The organism is Sorangium sp. So ce693 (genome assembly GCF_051521375.1).
In the GTDB taxonomy this organism is placed as follows: Bacteria; Myxococcota_A; Polyangia; order Polyangiales; family Polyangiaceae; genus Sorangium; species Sorangium atrum.
Map to the genome: position 1 here is coordinate 1,531,527 of NZ_CP150347.1, position 24,855 is coordinate 1,556,381.

A 24,855-nucleotide genomic window follows, 5' to 3' on the forward strand; every position below is an offset into this window, starting at 1 on the left:
AAGCCTGCTTGTCAGAGCGAAGCCTGATTGTGACGCCCCTCTCACCAAGGCACCGCGGCTCGTGCGCCCCCGGTGGTGCCGCGGGGCACCACCGGACATGGAGGCGCGCCCCTCCAGCCCGCGTCCCTGGCGCCGAGCAGCTGCCAGGATCTCGGCTGAAGCAACCTCTCCCGCTCCCCCCGCTCCCCTCGTTGGCCCTGGTACGGCTCATGCGAGTGTCCGCCTGGTCTCGGCACGAAAGACGCCGCGCGAGGCTCGCTGAAACAATCAAGGAGATACGATGCTGCCCACGAACACGACCCACACCCGCTCCCTCGTCATGTCGCTCACGATGGCCGCCGGCCTGGCCGTCACCGCGTTCGCGTCCCCTGCGGCTGCCGGGCCGCTGCCGACGCTCTCCGGCTGGGGCGTGCGCGATTACGGCAGCTTCATGGGCTCGGTGAGCCAGCAGGCCGACGGCTCGCTCAGGGGGCATTTCACGATCGTCATCCACAAACCTGGTGAAGACCCCGTCACCTGCCGCTACCTGCGCTTCCGCCCCAACGTCGTGAGCGGCGCGAGCTGGAACTTCGACGGTTATGGCACGTGCTGGAGCTCGGGCGGCACGTTCGCCGCGGCGAACCGCTTCGTGCTCATCGACTACGGCAGCCCGGGCGCGGGCGTCGACTACGTCGACGTGAACTACTACGGCGCGGTCGGCGTCTCGATCCCCGGCGGCTATTTCAACGACGGCGACGTCGTCTACACGCCTTGAGACCAGCCGCGATCGAGCGGGCGTGTCAGACCGCGCTGGCGCTCACCGCGCCGTCGCTTCGAGCTCGCCGAGGACGAAGACCGCCGCGACCGCCGGCTCGAAGAGCTCGGCGCGCACGGCGCGGTAGTGCGGGTCGGCGAAGAACCGCTCCTGCGCCGCGCGGTCGGGGAACAGGAGGGTGAAGACGCGGTTGATCCGCTCATCCCCCTTCAGCACGCGCGCCACGACGAAATCGTGGCCGAACGCGCCGCCGTGGGACAGCAGGATCGGCATCATGCCGGCGCGGTAGCGGGCGTAGGACGTCTCGTCCGCCAGCTGGAGCCCCATCAGGAGCACGTGCTGCCGGCCGTCAGCGCCCATGGGAATAGCCTCCATCGACGTCGAGCGTCGTGCCTGTCACGAAGCCGGCCCTGGCCAGGAACAGCGCCGCTTCCGTCGTATCCCGCACCTCGCCGACGCGCTGCAGCGGGTGGATCGAGGCCAGCGAGTCCGCGTCTTCGCCGATGAGCGGCGTGCGGATGACGCCGGGCGCCAGCGTGTTCACGCGGATGTTGTGGGCGGCGAGCTCGGCGGCCAGCGAGACGGTGAGCGCGTGGACGCCGCCCTTGCTGGCCATGGCGGCCGCGGCCGGCATCCGCGCCATGGCCTGCTGCACGAGCACCGTGCCGACATTGATGATCGAGCCCCCGCCGCCCTCGATCATCAGCGGCACCGCCGCCTGCGTCATCAGGAACGTCCCTTTCACGTTGGTGGTGAAGAACCGCTCCAGGTCCTCCTCCGTGCTCTCGAGGAACGGCTTCACGCCGAAGATCCCGGCGTTGTTGATCAGCACGTCGACGCCGCCGAACCGCTCGAGCGCGGCCGCGGCGACGGCCCGCGCCGTGGCGCGGTCACCGACGTGGCCCGGCACGGCGACGACGCGCGCCCCGCCGTCGAGGCTCCGCCGCGCCTGCTCGAGCTTCTCCGGGTCGCGGCCGTTCATGACGACGCTCGATCCCTCGGCCAGGAAGCGCCTTGCGAGGTCGAGACCGATACCGCTGCTGGCGCCCGTGATGATGACGCGATCGATTCTGGTGGACATGGAGTGTCGCTCCTTTCGCACCGACAACCTAGGACCACCCCTCGAACCGAGAAAGTGGTATGTTTCTATCAACTTCATAACTCCAGGTTCTGATCCTGCGGGGCACCGCCATGACCTACGATCAGCTCGTCGCCTTCCTCGCCGTCGCGGGCGAGGGCACGTTCAGCGCCGCGTCCGCGCGGCTGCACAAGTCCCAGCCGGCCGTGAGCAAGCTGGTGCGCAACCTCGAGCGCGAGCTGGGGGTCGAGCTGTTCGATCGCCGGGAGTACCGCGCCACGCTCACCGACGCCGGCCGCCTGTTCCACGAGCGCGCCGCGGCCGTCATCGAGGGCACCGAGGCGCTGCGCAGCTTCGGCATGCGCCTCTCGGGCAAGGCGGAGCCGATCGTGCGGCTCGCCGTCGAAGCGGTGACGCCGCTCGGCCCCATCATGGACATCTTCCGGGGGCTGCAGGCGCGTTATCCCCTGGTGCGCATCGAGCTCGGCACCGAGCGGCTGGCGGGCGCCGCCGACGCGCTGCGCGAGGACCGCGCCGATCTCGCGGTCGCCACGAAGCTCGGGATCGACGGCTCAGCGGTGGAGACGGCGCGCTTCTGCGATGTGCGGGTGATCCCTGTGGCGCGCTTCGATCACCCGTTGGCCACCTGCGGCGCGCCGATCCCGCCCGCGCTGCTGCGGGCGCACGCGCAGATCATCCTGCGCGACAGCGCGCGGGGGAGCGCCTCGCCGTCCCTGAACGTGCTGGAGGGCGGCCTGCGCTGGACGGTCACCGACGTCGCGGCGAAGAAGGAGGTCATCCTCGCGGGCATGGGCTGGGGCGGGCTGCCCGAGCACGTGGCCGCCGGCGCGCTGGCGGCGGGTGAGCTCGTGGCGCTGCAGGTCCCCGAGTTCGTGGCCGACACCATGGAGCTCTTCGTGATCCGCCGCCGCGACCGCCCGCACGGCGTCGTCGCGCAGGCGCTCTGGGAGGAGCTCGGGCGCTGCGGCCACGGCGCCGGGGCGCCGGCGGCGGCCGGGAAGGCCCCGCGCCGCCGGAGGAGGGGTTGAGGGCCGCGCCGGCCGGAGCTGCGGCGGCGGAGCGCGCTCGCCAGGCTGGTCGGCGCCATGCCCGTGAGCGCCGGCCGACTGGCACGCTTCTCCTCGATCACGCCTCTCCACGACAGATCGCTCGGAGGATCTCGCGCGTGTGTCCGCGCAGCCATGCATGCGCCTTGTCGCCCTCGCAGCGCTGGTGCCACAGCTGAACGATCCTGAGCTCCGGCGCGTCGAGCGGCAGCGGACGGGTGCCGAGGCCCAGCGCCCGCACGATGGGACCGCAGACGCGCGCCGGCAGCGCGACGACGAGATCGCTCTCGTGGGCGAAATGGATGGCCGCCGCGCACGTGGGAGCCGCCGCGACGACGCGCCGCCGCAGCCCCAGGGCCTCGAGCGCGTCGTCGATCGGATCGCGCAGGCGGCCACGGCGCGAGACGATGACGTGGAGCGCCTCGGCGTAGCGCCTGGCGGTGAGCCGGCCGCGCGCGAGCGGGTGAGCCCGGCGGAGGGCGACGACGACGCGATCTTCGCCGACGAGCTCCCCGCGGATCTCGGGGAGCGCGGGCTCCGTCGAGCCGATCTCGAGATCCACGCGCCCTTGGCGCAGGTCGTCCGTATCTCCCGCGGGCTCGGCCAGGAGCCGGACCTTCACGAGAGGGGCCTGCTCCTGCGCAGCTCGCAAGAGCCGCGCGCCGAGCGCCGTCGTGAGGGCGTCGTGGCAGCGGACGGTGAAGGTCCGCTCGAGCCTCGCCAGGTCGAGCTCCCGCTCGGGCGCGAACACCGCGTGCGCTCGCTGGACGATGGCCTGGACCTCCTGTCGCAGGGCCAGCGCGCGGGGCGTGAGCGCCATCGTCCGGCCGGCGCGCACCAGGATCGGGTCCCCCGTGGCGTCCCGGATGCGCCCCAGCGTCCGGCTCATCGCGGGCTGGGACAGATGCAAGCGGGCCGCCGCAGCGCTGACGCTCCTCTCCTCGAGCAACGCGTCCAGCGCCGGCAACAGGTTCAGGTCGATATGCATGGAGGTAATTCTTCCTCATATCAACTATGCATTGGACGGCATGAGTCGTCCAGGGTTTATTCCTCCGCGCGGTGGTTCAGCGGTTCAGCGGTTCACGAGCACGCGCGAGCCGCTCGCCCGAGGAGGATTCATGTCGATTCATTCGGATCATTCCGAGCAGATGAACAACGATGCGATGTGGCGAGGCCGGGGCGCGGGCCGCGCGGAGGACGAGTCCCTGCTGCCCGCGGTCGTCGCGGCGCTCTCCGTGGCAGGCGAGCGGCTCGTCGGTCGCTTCTCGACAGAGCCGCGCCCGAGGAGCCGAGAGGACATCTTCGCCGCGCTCGGCGCCAACGATGCGGTCTCCCTCGACGCGCTTCGCGAGCCGTTGTCGCGCGCTCGCCCGGAGGCCCGGTGGGTCGAGGACGAGCTCGAGTGCGGGCCCCTCCCGCCAGGGGAGTGGTGGGTCACCGACACCGTCGAGGGGAACATCAACCACGTTCACGGGATGGTGGACTGGTGCGTCACGGCGACCCTCGTCCGCGACAACGAGCCGGTCCTGACAGCGGTGCACCTGCCCTTGACCGGCGACACGTACACCGCCCGGAAGGGCGCCGGCGCGACCCTCGGGACCAGGAGAATTCGAGCGTCGGCGAAGACGGAGCTCGGCGCTGCCTTCGTCGGGACCGGCCAGGCGAGGCCGGGCGAGGACGAGGAGACGTACCGGCGGATTGGCATGTCCGTCACCGCGATGCTCCGGAGCGCGCTCGTCCTGCGCGTCTCGGTCCCGGCCACCCTCCAGCTCATTCAGGTGGCGGCCGGCCGGATGGACGTCTTCTGGCAGTACAGCCAGATCCGCTCCGGGCTCCTCGCGGGGGCGCTGCTCGTCGAGGAGGCCGGGGGCGTGGTCACGGACACACGCGGGGAGCGCTGGAGCCTGGCCAGCGAGGACTTCCTGGCCGCGGCGCCCGGGCTCCACGCCGGCGCGGCCTTCGTCCTGTCGACCATCCGATGAGGGGAGGGGGCTGAACATGGATCACGTCATGGGAAACATTGGAATCCTCGGCTCGGGCCGCGTCGCCACCGTCCTCGCCAACAAGCTCGCTGGCGCCGGGCACGCCGTCACGATCGGCGCCAGAGACCCGGCGCAAGCCGCTGTGAAATGGTCGGGGGCGCGCGTCGAGCTCAGGGATCATGCGGAGACCGCGCGCCTGGCCGCGATCGTCATCAACGCCACTCCGGGGGACACGAGCGTGGAGCGGCTCGGCGCCCTCCGCGACGCGCTGAAGGGAAAGATCCTCGTCGACGTCTCCAACGCGACGCTGCGCGGCCGAGACGGCCTTCCTGGCAGCCTGCTTTACCCGAACGGCAGCGTCGCCGAGCGCCTGCAGGCTGCGCTGCCCGAGACGGCCGTGGTCAAGACGCTGAACACCATGCTGTTCACCGTCATGGCGGATCCCACGAGCCTGCGCGCCGCCCCGACCGCGTTCCTCTCCGGCAACGACGAGGGCGCGAAGGCGGTCGTCGGACGGTTGCTCGGCGATCTGGGCTGGCCGTCCGACTGGATCGAAGATCTCGGAGACATCGAGACCGCTCGCGGCCCCGAGGCGGTCGCCTTGCTCGTCCCCTCCGTGCTGCGAAGGCGAGGGCTCGCGCCGTTCGCCATCGCGCTCGCCCGGTAAAGGGCGACGGGATGGCAATGCGGCTCTCGTACCTGTTCTGGGGCACGATGCCCGACGAGCAGCTGCGCGCGGCCGCGCAGGCGGGGGAGGACCACCTGGCGCCGCGGCGTCGCGTGATGAGGGCGAGGCCCAACAGGGTGACGATGAGCTCGAGGTACGCGGACCTGCCGCCAGCGCGGTGAACGCTGCATTGTGCGTCGCTGCTTGTGTCGTCGGTCCCGTCATTTCTGCTGCTGTCGGCGGCAACGCTGGAGGTGCCGCCGCCCCCGCCGTTCGCTGCTCGGCCACCCGCGCCCGGCTCTGCGCCGCCGTTTCCGCCCGCGCCCGGCTCCGGGCCGCCGTTTGCGCCCACCCCCGGATCCATACCGCCATTTCCGCCCGCGCCCGGCTCCACACTGCCGCCTCCGCCCGTACCGAGCCCGGAGCCGCCGCTTCCACCCGCGCCGCCGCCTGCGCCGGGTCCGGGCGAGGGCTCCCAGCTGAGCAGCCGCGAGACGACGCGCCGCGTGCGCGCAGCAGGGCCGAGCTTGTAATAGCTCAGGAGGAACCGGCCATCCTCGCCGCGGGCCAGCATCGGCGCATTGCAATCGTCATCGACGAGCAGCGCCTCCACGCCCAGCGTCCCATCGGGGGCCACGGCGCGGATCCGGAGCCGGTGCGTCTCCGCCTCTTCCCACACCACCTGGTAGCTCGCGCCGTCCCAGGCCACGGCCGCCGCGTCACCAGCGCTGGTCGGCGAGATCAGGAACGCTTCGCCCCGCCAGCCGCCCGTGCCGTAGATTCGACCGTGCACCGGCCCATCACCGCCCTCCGGCCAGCCATCGGCGGACTCCGTCCAGACAACGAGCGTGTCCGTGCCGTCCGTCGCCCCGGCGATGGCGGCCGATGCGCTCGACAGCAGGAAGCTCTCCCCGACGTCTCCCTTGCGGCTCACGGGGACGAGACGCAGGCCCGCATTCCAGCAGGCCACCAGGTAGTCCTGCCCGGCGTGGAGCGGCATCGCGCGTGACTCCGCCCCGACCGAGGGCACGATGGGGAACACCGGGCCAGCGCTCCCCGAAGCGTCGAGCAGACGGCCCGACGCGGTGTACACGAAGGGCTCCTCCGCGGTCCTCTCCACGAAGGTCACCAGATAACCGTCGCCGTTGCCGGCGACCGACGATGTCGCCGACAGGTGGAGCGACGAGATATCGATGCTCTCCCCGAGCGCGCCGTCGCCCGACACCCGCCGCAGGTGATCCCCGCCGGCGCCGATCGCGCTCCAGGTGAGCTCCGACGCGCCCTCGCCGTTCGAGGCCAGGTCGATCGCGAAGGCGCTGCTCGCGAGCTCGATCCCGACCGGGGTGACAACCTCGCCCGCCGCGCTCACGCGCACCGCGCGCGCGGTCGTCCGCTCCCCGTCCAGGTCCGGCTCGTCGGTCCAGGCGACGAGGTAGCTCTCGCCGGTCCAGACCACGCGCGGGGTACCTTGCCTGCTCGGCAGGGGGCTGAGCCCGAGCCGGCCCGCGGCCAGCGCGAGATCCGGGCCGATCAGGCTGCCCTCGATGCCCTGGCCGTGGAACGCGAGCAGGAAGCGCGAGCCGTTCCACGCGAGCGAGCTCCGGTCGGAATCCCAGACGGAGCCAGGCGACCCGTCCGCGAGCCTCACGTCGTCGGTCCCCTGCACGACGCCGTCGGCCGAGACGCGGGCCCCGTACATCGCGCGACCGTCCCGCTCGTCGGCCCACGCCACGAGATAGCTGCTGCCGTCGAACGCCGCGGCGGGGGCCCCTGTGCCCGGGCTCGGCCGCGAGATCGGGAAGTCCCTTGCCGTGAGCGTGCCGTCTGCGCGCAGCACCGCGCCCCGGATCGTGCTCGTGGGATCGTCCCGGACCCACGTGGCCAGGAAGCTCGTCCCGCCGGACGCGAGCGCGACCAGCCGCGCGTTGTCCGGGCCCTCCGAGATCGGAACGCCGCCGGCGTCGAGCGCCGTCCCGTCGCTGGTCACCCGCGCCGCGCGGATGGCGCGCGCGCCGCCGCCGGCGACGTCCTCGTCCCAGGCCACGACGGAGACGTCCGCGCCGGCGCCGACCGCCGGGCGCGACGCGCGGCCGCTCGTGGAGAGGACGCGCTCGGCGCCGGGAACGGCGCTGCCGCTCGGGTCGATCAGGGTCGCGCGGACGTCGTCGGCCCCATCGTCGGCGAGGCTGAGCCAGGCGGCCACGAAGCGCTCCCCGTTCCATTCGACCGAGGGATACACGCCCTCGTCCGCCGTCGAGATCGCGAAGCTCGCTGACCCTTCGAGCGCGCCGTCGGGTCGCATCACGCGGCCGCGGATGGTGATCCGGTCGTCGTCGCCGTACTGGCTCCAGGCGACGAGGTAGCGGCCTGCTCCGTACGCCACGCTGGGCAGGTACTGCCCGGCGGACGCCTCGCCCAGATCCAGCCAGTCGAGATCGAGCACGTCCCCGTGCGCGCCGACGCGGACCGCGCGGATGCGCGACAGATCCTCGAAGACGACGACGTAGCTCGTCCCGTCGGTCGCGATCTCCGGATTGACCCCGACGTCTTGCTGGACGGACACGGGCGGCTCCGTCCCGATCTCCGGGCCCACCTCGGGATCGAGCAGCGCCGGATAGCCGCTCTCCTCGACGACCGAGGCGGGCACGCGCAGCTCGATGTGGCCGTCCGCCCAGCGGGCGGGCACCGGCGCGCGGCGGCCCGACGCGTCGATCCACGCGCCGTGGCCGTACACGAACCGCTGCCCCGGCGCGTCGCCGAGGACGAGGCCGCGGGCGTCGCTCGCGACCGACGGCGCGGCGTCCGCGGCGCCGAGCCGGGCGCTCACGCGCACGACGAGATCGCCGCGCCCCCCGGGCCGCTCGGGGAACCGGAACGCCTGCTCGGCGTTCGCCTCGTGGTTCTTCCATAGCTCGCTGCAGGTCGCGAACGCGCGCTCCGCGCCGCCGTCCGCCGCGATGCGCGCGCGGCCCTCGCCGTCCACGCACTCGTAGCCGGCGCGGGCGATCGATCGCGTCGTCAGCGTGAGCGCGCCTCCTGGCCGGAGCTCGCCGGGCGCGCCCTCGAGGGGAGGCCCGCGGAGCGCGCGGCGTCGCGCCGAAAGCTCGGCGGCGGAGCGCGCCTCGACGAGCGCCTGGAGCTGCCTCGCTCGCCCCCTGCGTGCCGCCCTCGCCGAGGGCTTCGCGCGGATCCGCGCCGCGCCGCCCTCGACGTCGATCCGATGGGCGGCGCCCTCGGCGGAGAGCCCTCGTCGCGTGGATCGAAACCTCGCCCGCGCCCTGCTCACGATCCGCTCCAGCTCGACCGGCGCCGCGCCGCTCGGCCGGAGCGCGCGCGCCGCGGGCCGCTCGGCACGACCATTCCCCGCCGCCTGCGGTCCAGGCGCGCTGCAGGCCGAGGCGCACCCCGCCATCAACAACAACAATGCTCGACTCGAAGCCAGCGTCATAAGGCACCTCCTGACAGCCTTGGCAGCCAACGCGCATCGCGCCGTTCTCTGATGGATGAGCCAGCGGGACGGTAACAGCGCGCGTGCGCTCACGTCGATCGCCGACCACGACGAGGTCATGCGATGACTCCGATATTACGACCGGACTACAGCGGGGTGCAGGTTCGTGCGCTAAGGGCTCAGCCGCGTCGTTCGGCTCGCTGCGGCGTACCGTCGTACGCCTCACTCGCCTGCCTGGCGTCTGAGCCCTTATCACACGAACCTGCACCCCGCTTCCGATCGCGGAGCCAGCGAGATCCGGAGGATGCTGTGCGCTCGACAGGGGCAGGGGCGTGAAGATCGCTGGCAGGCGGCGGGCCAGATCGAGCCGGCCCGCCGCGCTCACTGCGCTCTCACTGGAGAATGGCCGGGGACGGATTCCCGGTATAGACCTGCGAGCAGCGGGGCTTCTTGACGTCGGATGGGCAGCGGAGCCCCTGGTAGAAGCTCAGCGTGTTCGCCAGGGGAGCGTAGCCGCTCGGGACCTGGAGCTTCGACACCGAGCCGAAGTAGGCGAGGCACGCGTCGCGCCACCAGCGCGCCTCGTAGTGCTGGATCTGGAGGAAGTCGCTCACGTCACCGAAGCGCTTGCCATCGATACGGCCCTCGACGGACTTCCATGTCTCTCGCATCACCCCCACCTCATCGACGCCCTGGCTGTAACGATGGACGAGCTCCTCCCAGACCGTCCTCCCCGACTTCGCCTTGTCTTGCCAGCCGACGCGGTGGAAGAAGAGCAGGAGATCGTCCGGCACCGTGTCCCGGCTCCCGAACTTCTGTCCTACCTGCGCAGCGTACTGGGCGACAGCGTTGCTGCCCGACGAGGTGCGGTTGAAGCCGATGCTGTTCGCGTCCGCCTTGTGATAGTAGACCGGGTTCCACTCGGCGCGGCTCAGGCTGTTCAGCCACGGCCCCGGCCCGTAGTGATGGTCGTTGCCCATGATGTGGACGAGGCCGAGGGGCGTCATGTAGTCGACGAGCGCCTTGCGGGACTCCATCATGATCTGAACGACCGGCTCGACGACGACGGGGTCGTTCGAGAAGGTCTGCCGGACCCACTCCTCTGCGATGGCCTCCGAGGAGAGGTCCGGGTTCCACGCCAGGCGCCCGAACACGTACCAGTTCGCCTGGTTCATCTGTGATCCAGTCCAGTTCGCGTCGTCACCCACGTTGGCGACGCCCGAGATCGCGGTGGTCGTATACTTGTGGAGGGTGCCGTCGATGACCCGCGCCACGGTCGAGCCCTCGCCCGCCGCGTAGGTGTCCGCCTTGAGGACCTCCTCGTAGAGCGGGCCGAGGTAGGCGAGGTGCGTGTCCTCGCCGAGGTACTCCTTCGTGATCTGGAGCTCGAGGGCGAGGGGCGTCTTCGGCATGGCCCCGAACAGCGGATGGAACGGCTCCCGGGGCTGGAAATCGAGCGGGCCGTTCTTGGCCTGCACGAGGACGTTGCTCTTGAATTTGCCGTCCAGAGGCTTGAACTCCTCGTAGGCCTGCTTGATGCGGTCCGGAGGGCTGGTGTCCGAGTAGACGAAGGCGCGCCATATCACGATGCCGTCATGCGGCGCGAGGGCGTCGGCGAGCATGTTGGCGCCGTCGGCGTGGGTCCGACCGTAATCTTGCGGCCCCGGCTGCCCCTCGGAGTTGGCCTTCACAAGGAAACCCCCGAAGTCGGGGATCTGCTGGTAGATCTCGTTGACCTTGTTCGTCCACCATTGCTTGACGCTGGAGTTGGTCGGATCGGCCGTGCTCAGGTTGCCGATCTCGACCGGCGCGCTGAAGCGGGCCGTGAGGTAGACCTTGATGCCATAAGGGCGGAAGACGTCGGCGAGCGCCTTGACCTTCGTGAGGTACGAGGGCGTCAGGACCTGCGCGTTGGCGTTCACGTTCGTCAGCACCGTCCCGTTGATACCGATGGAGGCGTTGGCCCTCGCGTAGTCCTTGTAACGGGGAGAGATCGTGCCGGGCAGCGCGCTCCAGTCCCAGATGGATCGGCCCGCGTAGCCGCGCTCCACGCTGCGATCGAGGTTGTCCCAGTGGTTCAGGATGCGGTGGCCGATCTTCGGAGAGCCGGTGAGCGACAGCTTGTCGAGGGAGCTGTGGCTCTGGACGTGCCGGAGGAGCGCGAAGGTGCCATAGAGCACGCCCACATCGGTGTTGCCTGCCACGGCGATCACCGGCTGGCCCCCGACGTCGGCGGCCTCGACGAGGTAGCCCTCGGGGCCCAGGGCTCCGAGGCGCGATGCGAGCGGCAGGCCCTTGATCGCGTCCGAGGTGGCCGTCCCGATCACCACGGCGCCCGGTCCCTCGACGGCCGCGCCGGTCTCGACGGCTCCGCCCGTCAATCCGCTCAGCCCTTTGACGAGCTCGGCCTGGGCGACGTCGAGGCTCGCGCCGGTCCCCGACTTGACCACGCGCTTGAAGGCCGCCTGATACTCCGCGAGGCGCCCCGGAATCGGCACCTTCGCGTACCTGAGCCAGAGGTCTGCGCCCGTCTCGTCCGGCAGGGCGTTCGGCACGGGGTACTCCTCGTCGGAGCCCGGCATGCCGCCCGTGCTCCCGGTCGATGCGCCCGTGTCCACGCCACCCTGGCCGACCGAGGCGCCGCCGCCCGTACCGCTGTTCGCGCTGCCGTTCGCGCCGCCCGTGCCGGTGACCCCGCTGGGGCTCCCCGACGAGCTGGAGCCGCCGCTGCCCGTCACCTCGTTCGGCTCATCGGTGCCGCTCGAGGAGCAGGCGCCCGTGAGCGCCGCGCTCAAGAGCCCGACGACGAGGAGCGGTACCCTCAGGATCTTCATCGAGTGAGGCCGTCTGGTGGGCGGTCGACCCGCGCAACGTGACATCTTGTTTTCCGAAGGAGGCGCCATCTGAATCAGCCTTTCCATGGAAGGTGGCTTGGGAAATAGAGTGAGCAAACCGGTTCACCGATCTCGAGGGTGAATCTCGACGCCCGTCAAGGGCTAAACGCGCCGTGAAAGACCGCAGAGCACCGCGGCTCCGCCATGCCTGCCCCACCTCGTCAGAGGTCGCTCCTTGTACGGTCGTGCGCGAAGTGTTCAGCGCTCCTGCATCTGGGCGGGGCCAGGGCAAAAACCGTCAGAAATGCGGGCTGAAGCGGCCAATCCCCGTGATCGAGGCGCCTTCCCCTGGGAATGCTCACCCGATCGCGCTGCGGTCCAGTATCTCCGACACCGACGTGCTCAGGCGCGACGGGGCGAGGGCCGATCCGGCCAGGTGGATGAAGTGGACGGCGCCGACGCTCGAGTGACCGCCGCCGGCCGGGCTCGCTTCCAGAGGCCCGGCGTGGCGCCGCATCGTGGATCGGCGCCGGGCCGCGCGGTGGCTGTGTTATGCCATCGTGGTGTCCAGCGCCGCTGATCCCTCGGCTCCTCCGCCGCCGCCCGCCTTCGATGCCAATGACTACAGCTGGCTCGTCGGCTTCGACGGTGACTGGCGCGACACCTGGTGGAACCGCGATTTCGTCGAGCTCATCGCCCGCCGGCTCCGGCTCGACGAGGTGCGCGCGGCGGTCGACGTCGGCTGCGGCGTAGGGCACTGGGGTCGCACCCTCCTGCCCGTGCTGCACGGCGATGCCACCCTGGTGGGCGTCGATCGTGAACCGTCGTTCGTCGCGCGCGCCGCCGCCGAGGCCGAGGCGTGCGGGGTCGCGGCGCGCACGTCGTACCGGGAGGGCCTCGCCGAGGCCCTCCCGCTGCCCGACGCGAGCGTCGACCTCGCCACGTGCCAGACGGTCCTGATGCACGTCGCCGACCCGCTGCGGGTGCTGCGCGAGATGCGCCGCGTCCTGCGCCCCGGCGGCCTCCTGCTGGCGGTCGAGCCGAACAACTTCGCCGAGAAGGCCACCGCCCTGGTCACCGCGCCCGGCCTGTCGCGCGCCGACCGGCTCGCGCTGCTCGAGCTCGAGGCCATCTGCCAGGACGGCAAGCGCGCGCTGGGACAGGGGGACAGCTCCGTGGGCGAGCGGCTGCCAGGGCTGCTCCGAGAGGCAGGGCTCGGCGATCTCCAGGTGTGCCAGTCGGACAAGTGCGCCGCGCTGATCCCGCCGTACGAGACGCCCGCGGAGCGCGCGGAGCTATGCCAGGTGCTGGCGTGGATCGACGGCGGCATCTGGCTCGGAACGGGCGGCACCCGCGATCAAGCCCACGCCTGGTATCTGGCCGGCGGCGGCGATCCGGCGCAGTTCGAGCGGCTGTGGGCGATCGCCATGCAGGAGGCGCGCGCGGGGAAGCAGGCCGCGCTCGCACGCACGCTCGACGGGGCGCGCGGGGTGACGTTCTATCTGGTGTCGGGGCGCAAGCCGGCGTGACGCCCAACCTCGGAACGGCGTAGTTCGACGATGGCGCTCGCCCAGGCAGCCTGAGCGACGACGGCACGATCCGGAGGACCGACGCAGGGGGAGATCGCTGCCCGGAGCGCTCGCTCCTTGCAGCTGCGTTTCCGAGTCGCTCTTGCTTTCTCATGGTGCCCCGCCCCACCGCGGGGTATCCGCATGTGAGTAGCTGTCCGACGAGCACCGTGGTTGCCATGCATGGGATCGGCAAGGTCCGCGAGGCGTTCATGATCAGGCGCACGCTGGCCGGGAATATTGAGCTCTACCAATAGAACGAGGGTTCGCAGGCGTCTCATCGGTGCATGTATCCACCTTGAGCAGAAGCCCGCGACTCAGCTTTTTCGATCACGGAGAACCTTATGCGTACCACTCACTTGCTTGGCTACATCTCGGCTGCGTTCGCGTTCGGTCTGCTTGCGTGTGCCGTCGAGCCCATCGACGAAGAGGAGCTCGACACGCTGGACGGCGCACTGGACAGCGCCGACGGCTCGGTGTCGGCGGATATCGCGATTCAGTCGGACTGGGGGAGCGGCTACTGCGCGAACGTGACCGTGAAGAACAAGTCCCGCTCCCCGGCCACCACCGGCTGGAACGTGGGCGTCAGGCTCAACGGCGCGACCCTGGCCAATTCGTGGAATGTGAACGTCACGCAGTCGAGCGGGCAGTTCACCGCCACGAACGTGAGCCACAACGGAGCGATCGCGCAGAACGGCTCGACGGCGTGGGGGTTCTGCGCAAACGGCAGCGGGCGGCCCGCTGTCGCGTCGGTCACCGGCAGCGGAGGGACGGTCGGCACGGGCGCGTCCTCCTCGTCGAGCAGCAGCGCGAGCTCGTCGTCGAGCAGCAGCTCGTCGTCGAGCAGCAGCTCGTCGTCGAGCAGCAGCTCGTCGTCGAGCAGCAGCGCGAGCTCGTCGTCGAGCAGCAGCTCCTCGTCGAGCAGCAGCTCGGGGGCAGGCGGCTCGGGCGGGGCAGGGGGCTCCGGCGGTGCGGGCGGCTCCGGTGCGGGCGGCTCCGGCGGCTCGGGCGGCTCAGGCGGTGCCGGAGGGAGCACGGGCGCGGTCGAAGACAGCGGCGCGAGCTGCCCCAAGCCGACGTTGCCTGCCGCCTCGTCTCTCCCGGTGTTCGACACGCATCACGATCCGTTCCTGAGCTTGAGCGGCTCACGCATCACGAAGAAGTCGGAGTGGGCGTGCCGGCGCGCGGAGATCAAGTCGCAGGTCGAGACGTATGAGTCCGGATCGAAGCCCGTGGTGTCCAAGGACAATGTCACGGGGCAGTTCTCGGCGAACAAGCTGACGGTCAACGTCAACGACGCAGGGAAGAGCGCCTCCTTCTCCATCAACATCAGCCGGCCTGCCGGGGCGCCTGCCGGTCCGATCCCGCTCGTCATCGGCATCGGCGGTTCGAATCTGGACAACACCGTGTTCAGCCAGAACGGCGTCGCGATGGCGACCTTCGACAACAACGCGATGGGCGCCCAGAGCGGCGCCGGCTCGCGCGGGACGGGTACGTTCTACAACCTCTACGGCAGCAACCACTCGGCCAGCTCGATGATCGCGTGGGCCTGGGGCGTGAGCCGGATCATCGACGCTCTGGAGAAGACCCCGGGCGCCAACATCGACCCGAAGCGCATCGCCGTGACGGGTTGCTCGCGCAACGGCAAGGGGGCCCTCACGGTGGGCGCGTTCGACGAGCGCATCGTGCTGACGATCCCCCAGGAGTCGGGCGCCGGGGGCTCGGCGAGCTGGCGCGTCTCTCAGGCGGGCGCGAGCGCCGGGGAGAACGTGCAGACGCTGTCCAACGCGGCCAACGAGCAGCCGTGGTTCCGCGCGAACTTCGGCTCGACCTTCGGCAACCGGGTGACGTCGTTGCCGTTCGATCATCACATGGTCATGGGGCTCGTCGCGCCGCGCGCCCTGCTCGTCATCGACAACAGGATCGACTGGCTCGGCATCAACAGCACCTTCACGGCGGGGTCCATCGCCCAGCAGATCTGGAAGGGGCTCGGGGTGCAGGACAAGATGGGCTACTGGCAGACCACCGGCCATTCCCACTGCGCGTTCCCCTCCTCGCAGAGGGCGGCCCTCGAGGCGTACGTGAAGAAGTTCCTCGTCGGCGGCGGCACCGCGGACACCAACCTGCTCAAGGGCGACGGGGCGACGGCCGATCTGGCCAAGTGGATGAAGTGGACCGCGCCGACCCTCCAGTAACCGCGCAGGCCGAAGGGGCGGCGTCGGTACTACGCGCTCGCGCGGGCTCCTCCCTGGCCCGGGCGCCCGCCGCTCAGCCGCTGTCCGAGGAGCTGCTTCGCGCGCTCCGCGAGCCGCAGCTCCTCCTGCCGGACCTCGCTGAAGAAGGAGGCGAGCTCTTGATCACCCTGCTTCTTCGCATCCTGGATGTACTGTGAGTGGGTCTCCGCGCCCTTGAGCACATGGTAGAGCACGCTGACCAGGTTGTAGTCCTTGTCGGGGACCACGCTGCTCTCGCTGCGGCCCTCCTGTAGGCCGGCGCCCTGCTGCCCCTGCGCTCCCGGTCCCTGCTTCTGCTCGGTCGCCATATCGAACCTCCTCGACTCCCCCCACCGGGGCCGGGCAATGCAAGCGGGAGACCGCGCAGCGGGAAGCCCCTGTGTCGAGGGCTCTGCGCGAGCGGCGCGGTCGCTCCGCCCCGCCCGTCGCGTTCCGCGACAGCAGCCAGACGTTCGCGCAGGATCGCACCACCCTGCGCGCGCACCCCCTCACGCGGAGATGGCCGCGGGCGCGCTCGACGCAGCCCGCGCCAGGCCACCGCAACAGGCGCTGCTCAGCTCGCAGGACACGCTCCCTGTGGCGCCTGCGGCGCTGACCAGGCGGCCTCACAGAAGGCTCCTCCTCTCCCGCATTGTTGTCGCGATCGCTTGTCGCCAGGGTTGTTCTCTCCGCTGTGGTCGGATCCTCCGGTGTGTCGTCGGCTGCCGAGACTGCCCATCGCGGGCACGTGGTGATCGCCCCCACGGCAGCAAGAACTCGGGCGGCTCGAGGCCGTGATGAGCTGATACGCTGCGCCTCACGCACCAGCTCGTCCCTCCGAGCCCTCGCCCCATCCTTCCATGAAATCACGTTCTCGCGGCTTTCCTCTCTCTCTTCACACCCTCGCTCCGGCGCTCGCGTGCGTCGCGCTCGCCGTCGCGGCGTGCGGCACGGACGCCCCCGGGCCGAGCGAGCCGCGGGACACCGGCGTCCATCCTCGGCTCCTCGCGCGCCCGGAGCACCGCGATCTGCTGCGCTCGCGGGTCGATCGCGAGCCCTACGCCTCGATCCTCGCCACCCTGAAGCGCCGCGCCGACCGTCCCTACGAGGAGGAGCCCGACCCCGCTTCATGGGACTACAAGACGAACGGCAACAACGCCTCGACGGCGCAGGCGAATGCCCTCCTCGCCTGGGCGTTCGAGGACCGGGCGGCGGCCGACAAGGCGCGCGAGTTCCTGCGCCGCCTGGAGACCAACTGGGACACGAACACGGTCCTCGACATGAACATCCGGATGGCGAAGGTCCTCATGGGGTACACGAACGCGTGGGACCTCCTGAGCGCCACGCCGTGGTTCCCCGCCGAGGAGTCCGCCCAGGCCGAGAGTAAGATCACCGACATCACCGGTCAGTTTTTTGCCAAATACCTGGAGCAGGATTTCTATCGAGATCTCCTGCTGCGCCCGGCGCAGAACAACCATCCGATCCGGACCGCCGACGCGATCGGTTATGTGGCGCTCGCGTTCCCCGAGCACCCGGCGGCCTCGACCTGGTGGAACTGGTCGATCTCGGAGCTCGACTACCTCTGGGGCCCGGAAGGCCAGTACGTGCAGCCCGACGGCGGGGCGTCCGAAGGCCCGTATTACTCCGGCTTCGCCTGGGGGCCCACGGCGGCGTTCTTCATCGCCCTCGACAACGCGCTCGAGGGCGAAGTCGCCTTCACGCGCGACTGCCGCACCCGCTCCGACCAGGACCCGTGGGCCGGACATGACTGCGTCGAGGGCGAGCAGGGCGCGCTGGAGGTCCCGCTGCGCGGCGGGCTCTTCACCAAGGCCGTCGACTGGTCGCTCTCGCTGCGCCTCCCCTGGGGCACCCGGCCCCCGGTCGACGACGGCGTCTTCACCCCGTTCAACGGGGGCCCGCTGCTCACCTCCTTCGGCGGAGGTGGGGAGTACCTCTGGGACTGGGAGCAGAACCGCGGCGACCCCCAGGCCATGGAGTTCGGCAGCGACCTCATCGCCCATCATCTGCTCTACCTCGACGACGCCGTGGCTCCCGAGGCGCCGCGCTTCCTCACGCGCTTCTTCCCCGACGCCGGCAACGCGGTGTTCCGCTCGGACTGGAGCGACGAAGCGCGCTGGCTCCTGCTCCTCGCGGAGCACGGCTCGGCGCGCAAGGCGATCCACGACCACGTGGACGGCACGTCGTTCTCCCTCGCGGCCTACGGGGAGTACCTGTTGATCGACGCGGGCTACTACAAGCCCGATTCGCTCGACAACGCCAAGACCAGCCAGTCGCCGTCGCACAACGTGATCCTCATCGACGGCCGATCCGCGCCCGACAAGGGGCTCTTCGACGACTTCGGCGACGCGGACGCCTTCCTCCGGAACACCCACGACGGCGACGCCGTCGATTATGCGGAGGCGCACCAGGACTACCAGGACACGCACGTCGAGCGATCCGTGGCCTTCGTCGACGGCCGCTACTTCGTGGTCGGCGACCGCCTCTCGACGTCGCACCCGGCGGCCCGCAAGCACGCGTGGCGGCTGCACGGCTACGCGGGGCTCACGTCCGGCGGCACCTTCGAGCTGCTCCCCGACGGCGGCCGATGGGAGCGGGCGCGGGCGGGCGTCGAGGCGCGCGTGCAGTCGACGTCGCCGGGGCTCGCGGTCGTGGAGCCGCCGTACACTCCGCTCACGGTGCCCCACGTCCACGAGTTCGAGGAGGACCGCAAGGCCGCCGACCACGCCGTCATCGACGCGACGGTGGAGGCCGAGGCGCCGGGGTTCCTGGCGGTGCTCCTGCCCTACAAGGTCGGCGTGGACGCGGGCCCCGACGCGCCGCTCCAGGCGGCGCCGATCGCGGCGGAGCCCGGCGTCGTCGCGTGGCAGATCGAGAGCGACGGCGGGACCGACGTGGCGGTGCTGCGGGGCAAGGGAGCCCCGGAGGCGCTGGAGCTGCCCGGGGGGCAGGTCCTCGAGACCGACGCCGAGCTCGTCGTGCTGCGGATCGAGGGCGAGCGGCCGTTCGCGCTGATGGCTCGGGGCACGAGGGTGGTCCTCGATGGGAAACCCCGGGTCACCTCGCCCGACGCGCGCGGCATCGCCGTGGAGGAGTGAGATGCCCCGTCGCGAACGTGGACCTAAACGTGGACGTGAACGTGGTCGTGGTCGTGGTCGTGGTCGTCGACGACAAGATCGTGGACGTGCACGTTCTGCCGATCCCTCGGTTCACGACGACGGCCACGACCACGTTCACGACCACGACCACGTTCACGACCACGACCACGACCACGACCACGACCACGTTCACGACCACGTTCACGACCACGTTCACGGCCACGACCAGATGCAGCCGAGCGCTCGCACTCCCATATCGCGCTGGTCGTCGCGCCTCCGCGCGGTGCTCGTCGCCGTCGCGGCGAGCGCCGCCGCGGCCGGAGGGTGCACGGGGGACCCGAGCGCCGGGCAGCCGGCCAGCTCCGGGGCGGAGTGCACGCCGACGTTACCGTCGGCGGACGACGCGTTTGCGCGCGAGCGCGCGCCCGACTCCGAGAGCATCGCGCTGGCGCGCGCCATCGCCGACCGCTGGATCGCCGAGCACCCGGCGGAGGCGCTCCCGTGGGACTGGGGCGAGGGCACGGTCATGCTCTCGCTGGTCGAGCTGTACCGCGTCACGCAGCGCTCCCCCTACCGGGACTACTACCGGCGCTACATCGACCACCACCTCGAGTACGGCTACGAGATCACGACGAGCGATCGCTGCCCGCCGGCGCTCGCCGCGCTCGAGCTCCACGAGGAAACGTGCGCGGCCCCCTATGCGAAGGTGGTCGACGACGTGCTCCGCTACCTCTACGAGGAAGCCCGCCGGACGGAGCAGGGCGGCATCAGCCACCTCGGCGTTTCGCCGCTGTTCGAGCCCACCCTCTGGATCGACTCGCTGTTCATGTTCGGCAACGTGCTCGTCCGCGCGGGCGAGCGCTCGGGCGAGGCGCGCCCGCTCGACGAATTCTCGAATCAATTCCAGATCTTCGCGACGCTCCTCCAGGACGAGCCCGGGCTCTTCCGGCACGCGTACGACTGGCCGGCGCCGCAGGATCCGGACGTGTACTGGGCGCGCGGCAACGCCTGGGTCACGGCGGCCGGCTACGAGTACCTCCGCGTGCGCGCGGCGCGCGGGGAGCGCGACGACGCCGTGGCCGGGGCGCTCGAGCGGCAGGTCGCGGCGGTCCTGGACGCGCAGGACCAGGACAGCGGCCTGTGGTGGACCGTCATGAACCGCCCGGGGGAGATCTACCTGGAGACGAGCGCGACGGCCCTCTTCGCCGTCGGGCTCGCGCGCGGGCTGCGCCACGGCTTCCTCGACGCCTCGGTGCGCCCCGCCATCGACCGCGCCATGGCGGGCGTGCGCTCGCGCATCGAGGAGGACGGCTCCGGGCGGCCGATCGTGACCGGAACCTCGGGGCCCACGACGGTGGGAAAGATCGAGGATTACGCGGCGGTCGAGCTCCGCGACGACCTCTCGTACGGCGTCGGGGCCGTGATCCTGGCGCTCGTCGAAACGTCCGGGCTGTAGCGCAGCCAACACCGCGCTCGTCGTGGCCTCGGCGCGCGACCGCCGCGCTCCTGCGCTGCGGTTGCCTTGTTGCTGCGCTTCGCCTACGCCTCAGCGCGCTCGCCGGCCTTCGCAGCGTGATGGCCGGAGCGACGAGCGCGGCGCACCCTGGTGCGTCACGCGTGGGTCAGGTGAACCGGGCTCGCGCGCGCCGCGGCCGTCCCCGTGGACGGCGCGCAGGCCACCGCCGAGGACCCTCATGTCTGCACTCGTGAAGCTCGACGCGATCACCAAGGTCTACTGGATGGGCGAGGTGGAGGTGCAGGCGCTCCGCGGCGTGTCGCTGGAGCTCTCGCGGGGCGAGATGGTCGCCATCATGGGCGCCTCGGGGTCGGGCAAATCGACGACCCTGAACGTCATCGGCACGCTGGACCGCCCCACCGGCGGCCGTTACCTCCTCGACGACGAGCCGGTCGAGGAGCTCGACGAGGTCGAGCTGGCCCAGCTCCGCAACCGCAAGATCGGGTTCGTCTTCCAGTCGTTCAACCTCCTTCCGCGCGACACCGCCCTCGCGAACGTCGAGCTGCCCATGGTCTACGCCGGCGTCCGACCGACCGACCGGCGGGCGCGGGCCGCGCGGGCGCTCGCGCGCGTCGGCCTCGACGACCGGGCGCACCACCTGCCGAACCAGCTGTCCGGCGGCCAGCAGCAGCGCGTGGCGATCGCCCGCGCGATCGTCAACGAGCCGCCGCTCCTCCTTGCGGACGAGCCGACCGGCGCGCTCGACTCCGCCACCACCCGGCAGGTCATGGAGCTCTTCTGCGCGCTGCACGCGCAGGGGATGACGGTCGTCGTCGTCACCCACGACCGCTCGATCGCCGACTACGCCACCCGCGTCGTCACCTTCAGGGACGGCGCCATCGTCGAGGACACCGGCCCTCGCGGCCGTCGCGTGGACGTCTCGCCGCCGGTTCCTGGACCAACGTCGTCGGTTCCTGGACCAACATCATCGGTTCCTGGACCAACGTCATCGGTTCCTGGACCAGCGTCGTCGCCTCCCGGAGGCCTCTCGTGAGCGCCCGGCGTCGGCGGCGCCTCTGGCCGTGGCTCGTCGGGGCGCTGGCGCTCGCCGGGGGCGGGGCCGTCGTCCTCGCGAAGGCCGGCTCCGGCCCCGCGCCCATCGACCCCGCGCTCGTCGTGACCGCGAAGCGCGGCGACCTCGCCGTCGAGATCCTCGAGACCGGGCGCATCGAGGCCCGCGAGCAGGTCGAGCTCAAGTCGAAGGTCGCGGGCCAGGTCGCCCAGGTGCTCGCGGACGAGGGCGCCCGGGTCCAGAAGGACCAGCTGCTGCTCGTGCTCGACCCGACCGACTACGAGCGCGAGGTCGCTCGCGCCGAGGCCGAGCTCGCCCGGGCCAGGGCCGCCGCGGGCTTCGCCAAGCGCGTCGTCGCGCAGCGGACCGCCGGCGTCGAGGCCAGCGTCGTCCCCGCGCAGGAGCTCGACGTGGCCAAGCACGACCTCACCGAGAAGACCGTCGCCATCCGGCTCGCCGAGGTCGCGCTCAGCGCCGCCAGGGACCAGCTCCGGTACACGAAGATCTCCTCGCCCCTCGACGGCACCGTCATCCAGCGCAACATCGAGCCCGGCGAGGTCGTCACGCCGGGGGTGCAGTCGACCTTCAACGGAAAGGCGCTGCTCACCGTGGCCGATCTCTCGACGCTCGTGGTGAAGGTCGACCTCAACCAGATCGACGTGGCCAAGGTCGCGCTCGGCCAGACGGCGACGCTGACGCTCGACGCGCTCCCCGGCAAGACGTACGCGGCCAGGGTCACCAAGATCGCGCCCGCCTCGGTGAAGCTCGAGGGCCGCGAGGTCGACGTCTTCCCGGTCGAGGCCGAGCTCACCCAGATCGACGGCCTCATCAAGCCCGGCATGACCGCCGACGTGCGCATCCGGCTCGACAGCCGGCCGGGCGTTGTCTCGCTGCCCATCGAGGCCGTCGCCGACGAGGGGGGCAAGCAGCTCGTCACGCGCGTGGTCGACGGCCCCGACGGCAAGCAGACGACCGAGAAGGTCGAGGTCGCGCTCGGCGCGCGCAACGATCGCGACGTCGAGATCGTGAACGGCGTCCCGGAGGGGGCCCGTGTGCTCATCAACCCGCCCTCGGCGGCAGCGAACGAGACGAAGATGTGAGGTGGTCCGCCTACCTCGCGATCGCCGCGAAGGCCCTCTCGGCGCACAAGCTGCGGTCGCTCCTGACCGTGCTCAGCATCACCCTGGGCGCCTTCGCCATCGTGCTCATGACCTCGCTCGCGGAGGGCGGCCTGCTCACGCTGGGCCGCGGCATCGAGCAGCTCGGCGGGGCGCGGCTCATCCTCGTCGCCCCGAAGGCGCCGGAGCGCGCCGAGCGGAAGAAGACCATGTACGTCACCGGCTTCACCCGCCGGGATCGCGATCGGCTCGCGCGCGGCGTCCCCCACGTCGCCGAGCACACGATGTACGCCATGCTCGGCTCGCGCGACGTCACCTCCGACGAGGGCAAGGAGGATCGCACCGACTTCGTCGCGGCCGACAGCGGCTTCCTCGACGCCTTCCGGATGCACGTCGCGCGCGGCCGGACGTTCTCCGACGAGGAGGATCGCCGCCGGGCCCGGGTCTGCGTCGCCGGCCCGAAGCTCGCGGCGCGGCTCTGGCGCGGCGACCCGATCGGCCGGTGGGTGACGGTCGGGACCCTGCGCTGCCGGGTCATCGGCGTGCTCGCCGACGCCGATCGGATGGGCGTGAACTTCGGCTTCAGCTGGGTCGACCTGCTCGTCGCCCCGTTCGACACGGCGGCGGACGTCGAGAAGGCGGTGGGCACCTCGGCGCTGCTCGTCATCAAGACCGACGACGTCCGCAACAACGACCCGGTGAAGCGCATCATCAACGCGCTCCTCGTCGACCGCCACCACGGCGTCGACGACTTCACCCTCCTCGATTTCAGCAGCATCATGCAGAAATTCGAGGCCGTGTTCGCCACGATGAAGGCGATCGTCGGCCTCATCGCGGGCGTCGCGCTGCTCATCGGCGGCGTGGGCGTGATGAACATGATGCTCGTGAGCGTGTCCGAGCGCGTGCGCGAGATCGGCATCCGCAAGGCGCTCGGCGCGTCGCCGCGCGACATCAGCGCGCAGTTCCTGGCCGAGGCGGCGCTGCTCTCGGGCTTCGGCGGCCTGCTCGGGGTCGTCGGCGGCGCCGCCGCGGCCGAGCTCGCCTCGTCGATCATCCTCCGCTTCACGCCGAGCTGGGTCGGCGCGGTCTCCACGCCGGCCGTCGTCGCGGCGCTGCTCGTCTCCTCCGGCGTGGGCGTTGTCTTCGGGTGGCTGCCTGCCCAGCGCGCGGGCCGGCTCGACCCCGTGGCGGCGATGCGGCGATGAGGCTCGACGATCTCCTCCACTCGACGCGCGCCGTGGTCGCCGACCGGACCCGGGCTGCGCTCACGCTGCTCGGCATCATCATCGGCACCGGCTCGATCGTACTGCTCGCCTCGCTCCTCGCGGGCGGCGAGGAGGCGCTCCTCCGGGCAGGCCAGCAGGCCGTGGAGGCCGACCTCATCCAGGTCCACCCCGCGGAGGTGAGCGTCGGCGACCGGCGCCGCACCCGGCGCGATCTCTCGCGGGACGACGCCAGCGCGCTCGCCGCGTCGCGCGCCCTCGGCGGCGCCTCCGCCCTGAGCGAGTCGGTGCGCCCGACCGAGGCCCGCGCCGGCGGCAAGAAGAAGCGGATCTCCCTCGTCAGCGCCGTGCCGGCGGCACCGGCCCTCTACGACCTGGAGCTCGCGGCGGGCCGCTTCCTCGTCGAGGCGGATCTCACGGCCCGGCGGCGCGTGTGCGTCGTCGGCCACGAGGTCTGGGCCGAGCTCTTCGGCGGCCCTCCGGCGCGGGCCGCGCAGGCCGAGCCCCTCCACATGACGGCCGACGGGCACGTGTGGACGGTCGTCGGCGTGCTCCAGGACCGGCCGATCCTCGGCTCCACGGACGACACGAACATCTGGAACCGCAAGGTCCTCGTCCCGCAGACCACCTACGACGCGCTCTACGCGCCGTCGCACAAGACCGACCGCCTGTACGTCCGGCAGGATCCGCTCGTCACCGTCCGGACGCCGCTCGCCGCGCTCCGCGGCGTCATCGACGCGACGCTCCAGCGCCGCCACCACGGGGTCAAGAACTTCAGGATCGAGGACAAGGACAGCCACGGCCAGGAGCAGCTCGTCATCGACATCATCAAGATGCTGCTGCTCAGCACCGGCGTGGTCGCGCTGATCGTGGGGGGCATCAACATCATGAACATCATGCTGGTGACCGTGACCGAGCGGACGCGGGAGATCGGCATCCGCCGCGCGGTCGGGGCCTCGCCGCGCGCGATCCTGCTGCAGTTCCTGTGCGAGGCGGCGGCCGTCTCGCTGCTCGGCGGCGTGCTCGGCGTGCTCTCGGGGCTGGCCCTCTCCTGGCTCGCCGGCGCGCTGCTCGCGCAGGTGGTCGGCCGCTGGGCGTTCCAGGTCGAGCCCTGGTCGCTCTTCCTCGGCCTCGGCCTCTCGGTCACGATCGGCGTGGTCTTCGGCTTCTACCCGGCCTGGCGCGCCTCGCGGCTCGACCCGATCGAGGCCCTCCGCTCGGAGTAGCGCCAGCCGGCGGCGCGACGCCGGCTCGGTCAA

Annotated in this window: 19 protein-coding genes and 1 pseudogene; 14 read left to right on the forward strand and 6 right to left on the reverse strand. The window is 71.2% G+C overall.

Features of this window, described 5'->3' with window-relative positions; translation table 11 throughout:
• Nucleotides 1-280: 280 nt before the first annotated feature.
• Nucleotides 281-754: a hypothetical protein gene (locus WMF14_RS05700; protein ID WP_437799173.1), complete on the forward strand. Its 474-nt coding sequence runs from the start codon at nucleotides 281-283 to the stop codon at nucleotides 752-754.
• Between the two features lie 42 nt (nucleotides 755-796).
• Here WMF14_RS05700 and WMF14_RS05705 read toward each other — a convergent pair whose 3' ends face one another.
• Nucleotides 797-1,114, reverse strand: a complete 318-nt coding sequence (locus WMF14_RS05705) for a DUF1330 domain-containing protein (RefSeq protein ID WP_437799174.1) — start codon at nucleotides 1,112-1,114, stop codon at nucleotides 797-799.
• On the reverse strand, nucleotides 1,104-1,835 hold the full coding sequence (locus tag WMF14_RS05710; protein ID WP_437799175.1) for an SDR family NAD(P)-dependent oxidoreductase: 732 nt from the start codon (nucleotides 1,833-1,835) through the stop codon (nucleotides 1,104-1,106). The genes WMF14_RS05705 and WMF14_RS05710 overlap by 11 nt, the downstream gene beginning before the upstream one ends.
• 110 nt (nucleotides 1,836-1,945) lie before the next feature.
• On the opposite strand from WMF14_RS05710, the gene WMF14_RS05715 reads away from it, so the two are divergent.
• Nucleotides 1,946-2,881 carry a LysR family transcriptional regulator gene (locus WMF14_RS05715; RefSeq protein WP_437799176.1) on the forward strand — a complete coding sequence of 312 codons (936 nt, stop codon included), beginning with the start codon at nucleotides 1,946-1,948 and terminating at the stop codon, nucleotides 2,879-2,881.
• A 97-nt stretch (nucleotides 2,882-2,978) separates the two neighbouring features.
• Here the strand turns inward: WMF14_RS05715 and WMF14_RS05720 are convergent, their stop codons facing one another.
• Entirely contained in the window at nucleotides 2,979-3,887 is a 909-nt protein-coding gene (locus WMF14_RS05720) for a LysR family transcriptional regulator (RefSeq protein WP_437799177.1), read from the reverse strand.
• Between the two features lie 130 nt (nucleotides 3,888-4,017).
• On the opposite strand from WMF14_RS05720, the gene WMF14_RS05725 reads away from it, so the two are divergent.
• The 3 genes from WMF14_RS05725 to WMF14_RS05735 are packed head-to-tail and all read left to right on the forward strand — an operon-like array spanning nucleotide 4,018 to nucleotide 5,730.
• On the forward strand, nucleotides 4,018-4,881 hold the full coding sequence (locus tag WMF14_RS05725; RefSeq protein WP_437799178.1) for an inositol monophosphatase family protein: 864 nt from the start codon (nucleotides 4,018-4,020) through the stop codon (nucleotides 4,879-4,881).
• Between the two features lie 28 nt (nucleotides 4,882-4,909).
• Nucleotides 4,910-5,548 (forward strand): NADPH-dependent F420 reductase, encoded by a 639-nt coding sequence (locus WMF14_RS05730; protein WP_437799179.1) that lies wholly within the window; start codon nucleotides 4,910-4,912, stop codon nucleotides 5,546-5,548.
• Between the two features lie 47 nt (nucleotides 5,549-5,595).
• Nucleotides 5,596-5,730, forward strand: a complete 135-nt coding sequence (locus WMF14_RS05735) for a hypothetical protein (protein WP_437804146.1) — start codon at nucleotides 5,596-5,598, stop codon at nucleotides 5,728-5,730.
• Between the two features lie 3,658 nt (nucleotides 5,731-9,388).
• Here WMF14_RS05735 and WMF14_RS05740 read toward each other — a convergent pair.
• A complete protein-coding gene (locus WMF14_RS05740; RefSeq protein WP_437799180.1) occupies nucleotides 9,389-11,830 on the reverse strand; it encodes an alpha-glucuronidase family glycosyl hydrolase in 2,442 nt (813 codons plus the stop codon).
• Nucleotides 11,831-12,348: 518 nt separating this feature from the next.
• Here WMF14_RS05740 and WMF14_RS05745 point away from each other — a divergent pair.
• From WMF14_RS05745 to WMF14_RS05755, 3 genes and pseudogenes are all read left to right on the forward strand, one after another.
• Nucleotides 12,349-13,359, forward strand: a complete 1,011-nt coding sequence (locus tag WMF14_RS05745; protein WP_437799181.1) for a class I SAM-dependent methyltransferase — start codon at nucleotides 12,349-12,351, stop codon at nucleotides 13,357-13,359.
• A gap of 383 nt (nucleotides 13,360-13,742) precedes the next feature.
• Nucleotides 13,743-14,099, forward strand: a pseudogene (locus WMF14_RS05750) (cellulose binding domain-containing protein); the annotation flags it as partial.
• A gap of 435 nt (nucleotides 14,100-14,534) precedes the next feature.
• The gene (locus tag WMF14_RS05755; RefSeq protein WP_437804148.1) at nucleotides 14,535-15,593 is read left to right on the forward strand and encodes a glucuronyl esterase domain-containing protein; all 1,059 of its coding nucleotides are present in this window, start codon (nucleotides 14,535-14,537) and stop codon (nucleotides 15,591-15,593) included.
• Between the two features lie 29 nt (nucleotides 15,594-15,622).
• Here the strand turns inward: WMF14_RS05755 and WMF14_RS05760 are convergent, their stop codons facing one another.
• Nucleotides 15,623-15,940: a hypothetical protein gene (locus WMF14_RS05760; protein ID WP_437799182.1), complete on the reverse strand. Its 318-nt coding sequence runs from the start codon at nucleotides 15,938-15,940 to the stop codon at nucleotides 15,623-15,625.
• A 531-nt stretch (nucleotides 15,941-16,471) separates the two neighbouring features.
• Between WMF14_RS05760 and WMF14_RS05765 the strand changes: the two genes are divergently transcribed.
• On the forward strand, nucleotides 16,472-18,727 hold the full coding sequence (locus WMF14_RS05765; RefSeq protein WP_437799183.1) for a heparinase II/III domain-containing protein: 2,256 nt from the start codon (nucleotides 16,472-16,474) through the stop codon (nucleotides 18,725-18,727).
• Here WMF14_RS05765 and WMF14_RS05770 read toward each other — a convergent pair.
• Complete coding sequence (locus tag WMF14_RS05770) at nucleotides 18,687-18,950, reverse strand: hypothetical protein (protein ID WP_437799184.1); 264 nt, start codon at nucleotides 18,948-18,950, stop codon at nucleotides 18,687-18,689. The genes WMF14_RS05765 and WMF14_RS05770 overlap by 41 nt on opposite strands.
• A 6-nt stretch (nucleotides 18,951-18,956) precedes the next feature.
• Here WMF14_RS05770 and WMF14_RS05775 point away from each other — a divergent pair, with 6 nt between their 5' ends.
• From WMF14_RS05775 to WMF14_RS05795, 5 genes are all read left to right on the forward strand, one after another.
• Nucleotides 18,957-20,183 (forward strand): glycoside hydrolase family 88/105 protein, encoded by a 1,227-nt coding sequence (locus WMF14_RS05775; protein ID WP_437799185.1) that lies wholly within the window; start codon nucleotides 18,957-18,959, stop codon nucleotides 20,181-20,183.
• A 238-nt stretch (nucleotides 20,184-20,421) separates the two neighbouring features.
• Nucleotides 20,422-21,237, forward strand: a complete 816-nt coding sequence (locus tag WMF14_RS05780) for an ABC transporter ATP-binding protein (protein ID WP_437799186.1) — start codon at nucleotides 20,422-20,424, stop codon at nucleotides 21,235-21,237.
• Nucleotides 21,234-22,355 (forward strand): efflux RND transporter periplasmic adaptor subunit, encoded by a 1,122-nt coding sequence (locus WMF14_RS05785; protein WP_272100474.1) that lies wholly within the window; start codon nucleotides 21,234-21,236, stop codon nucleotides 22,353-22,355. Before WMF14_RS05780 ends, WMF14_RS05785 begins: the two co-directional genes overlap by 4 nt.
• Entirely contained in the window at nucleotides 22,352-23,578 is a 1,227-nt protein-coding gene (locus WMF14_RS05790; protein WP_272100475.1) for an ABC transporter permease, read from the forward strand. The genes WMF14_RS05785 and WMF14_RS05790 overlap by 4 nt, the downstream gene beginning before the upstream one ends.
• Entirely contained in the window at nucleotides 23,575-24,822 is a 1,248-nt protein-coding gene (locus tag WMF14_RS05795; protein WP_272100477.1) for an ABC transporter permease, read from the forward strand. The genes WMF14_RS05790 and WMF14_RS05795 overlap by 4 nt, the downstream gene beginning before the upstream one ends.
• The last annotated feature ends 33 nt before the right edge of the window (nucleotides 24,823-24,855 follow it).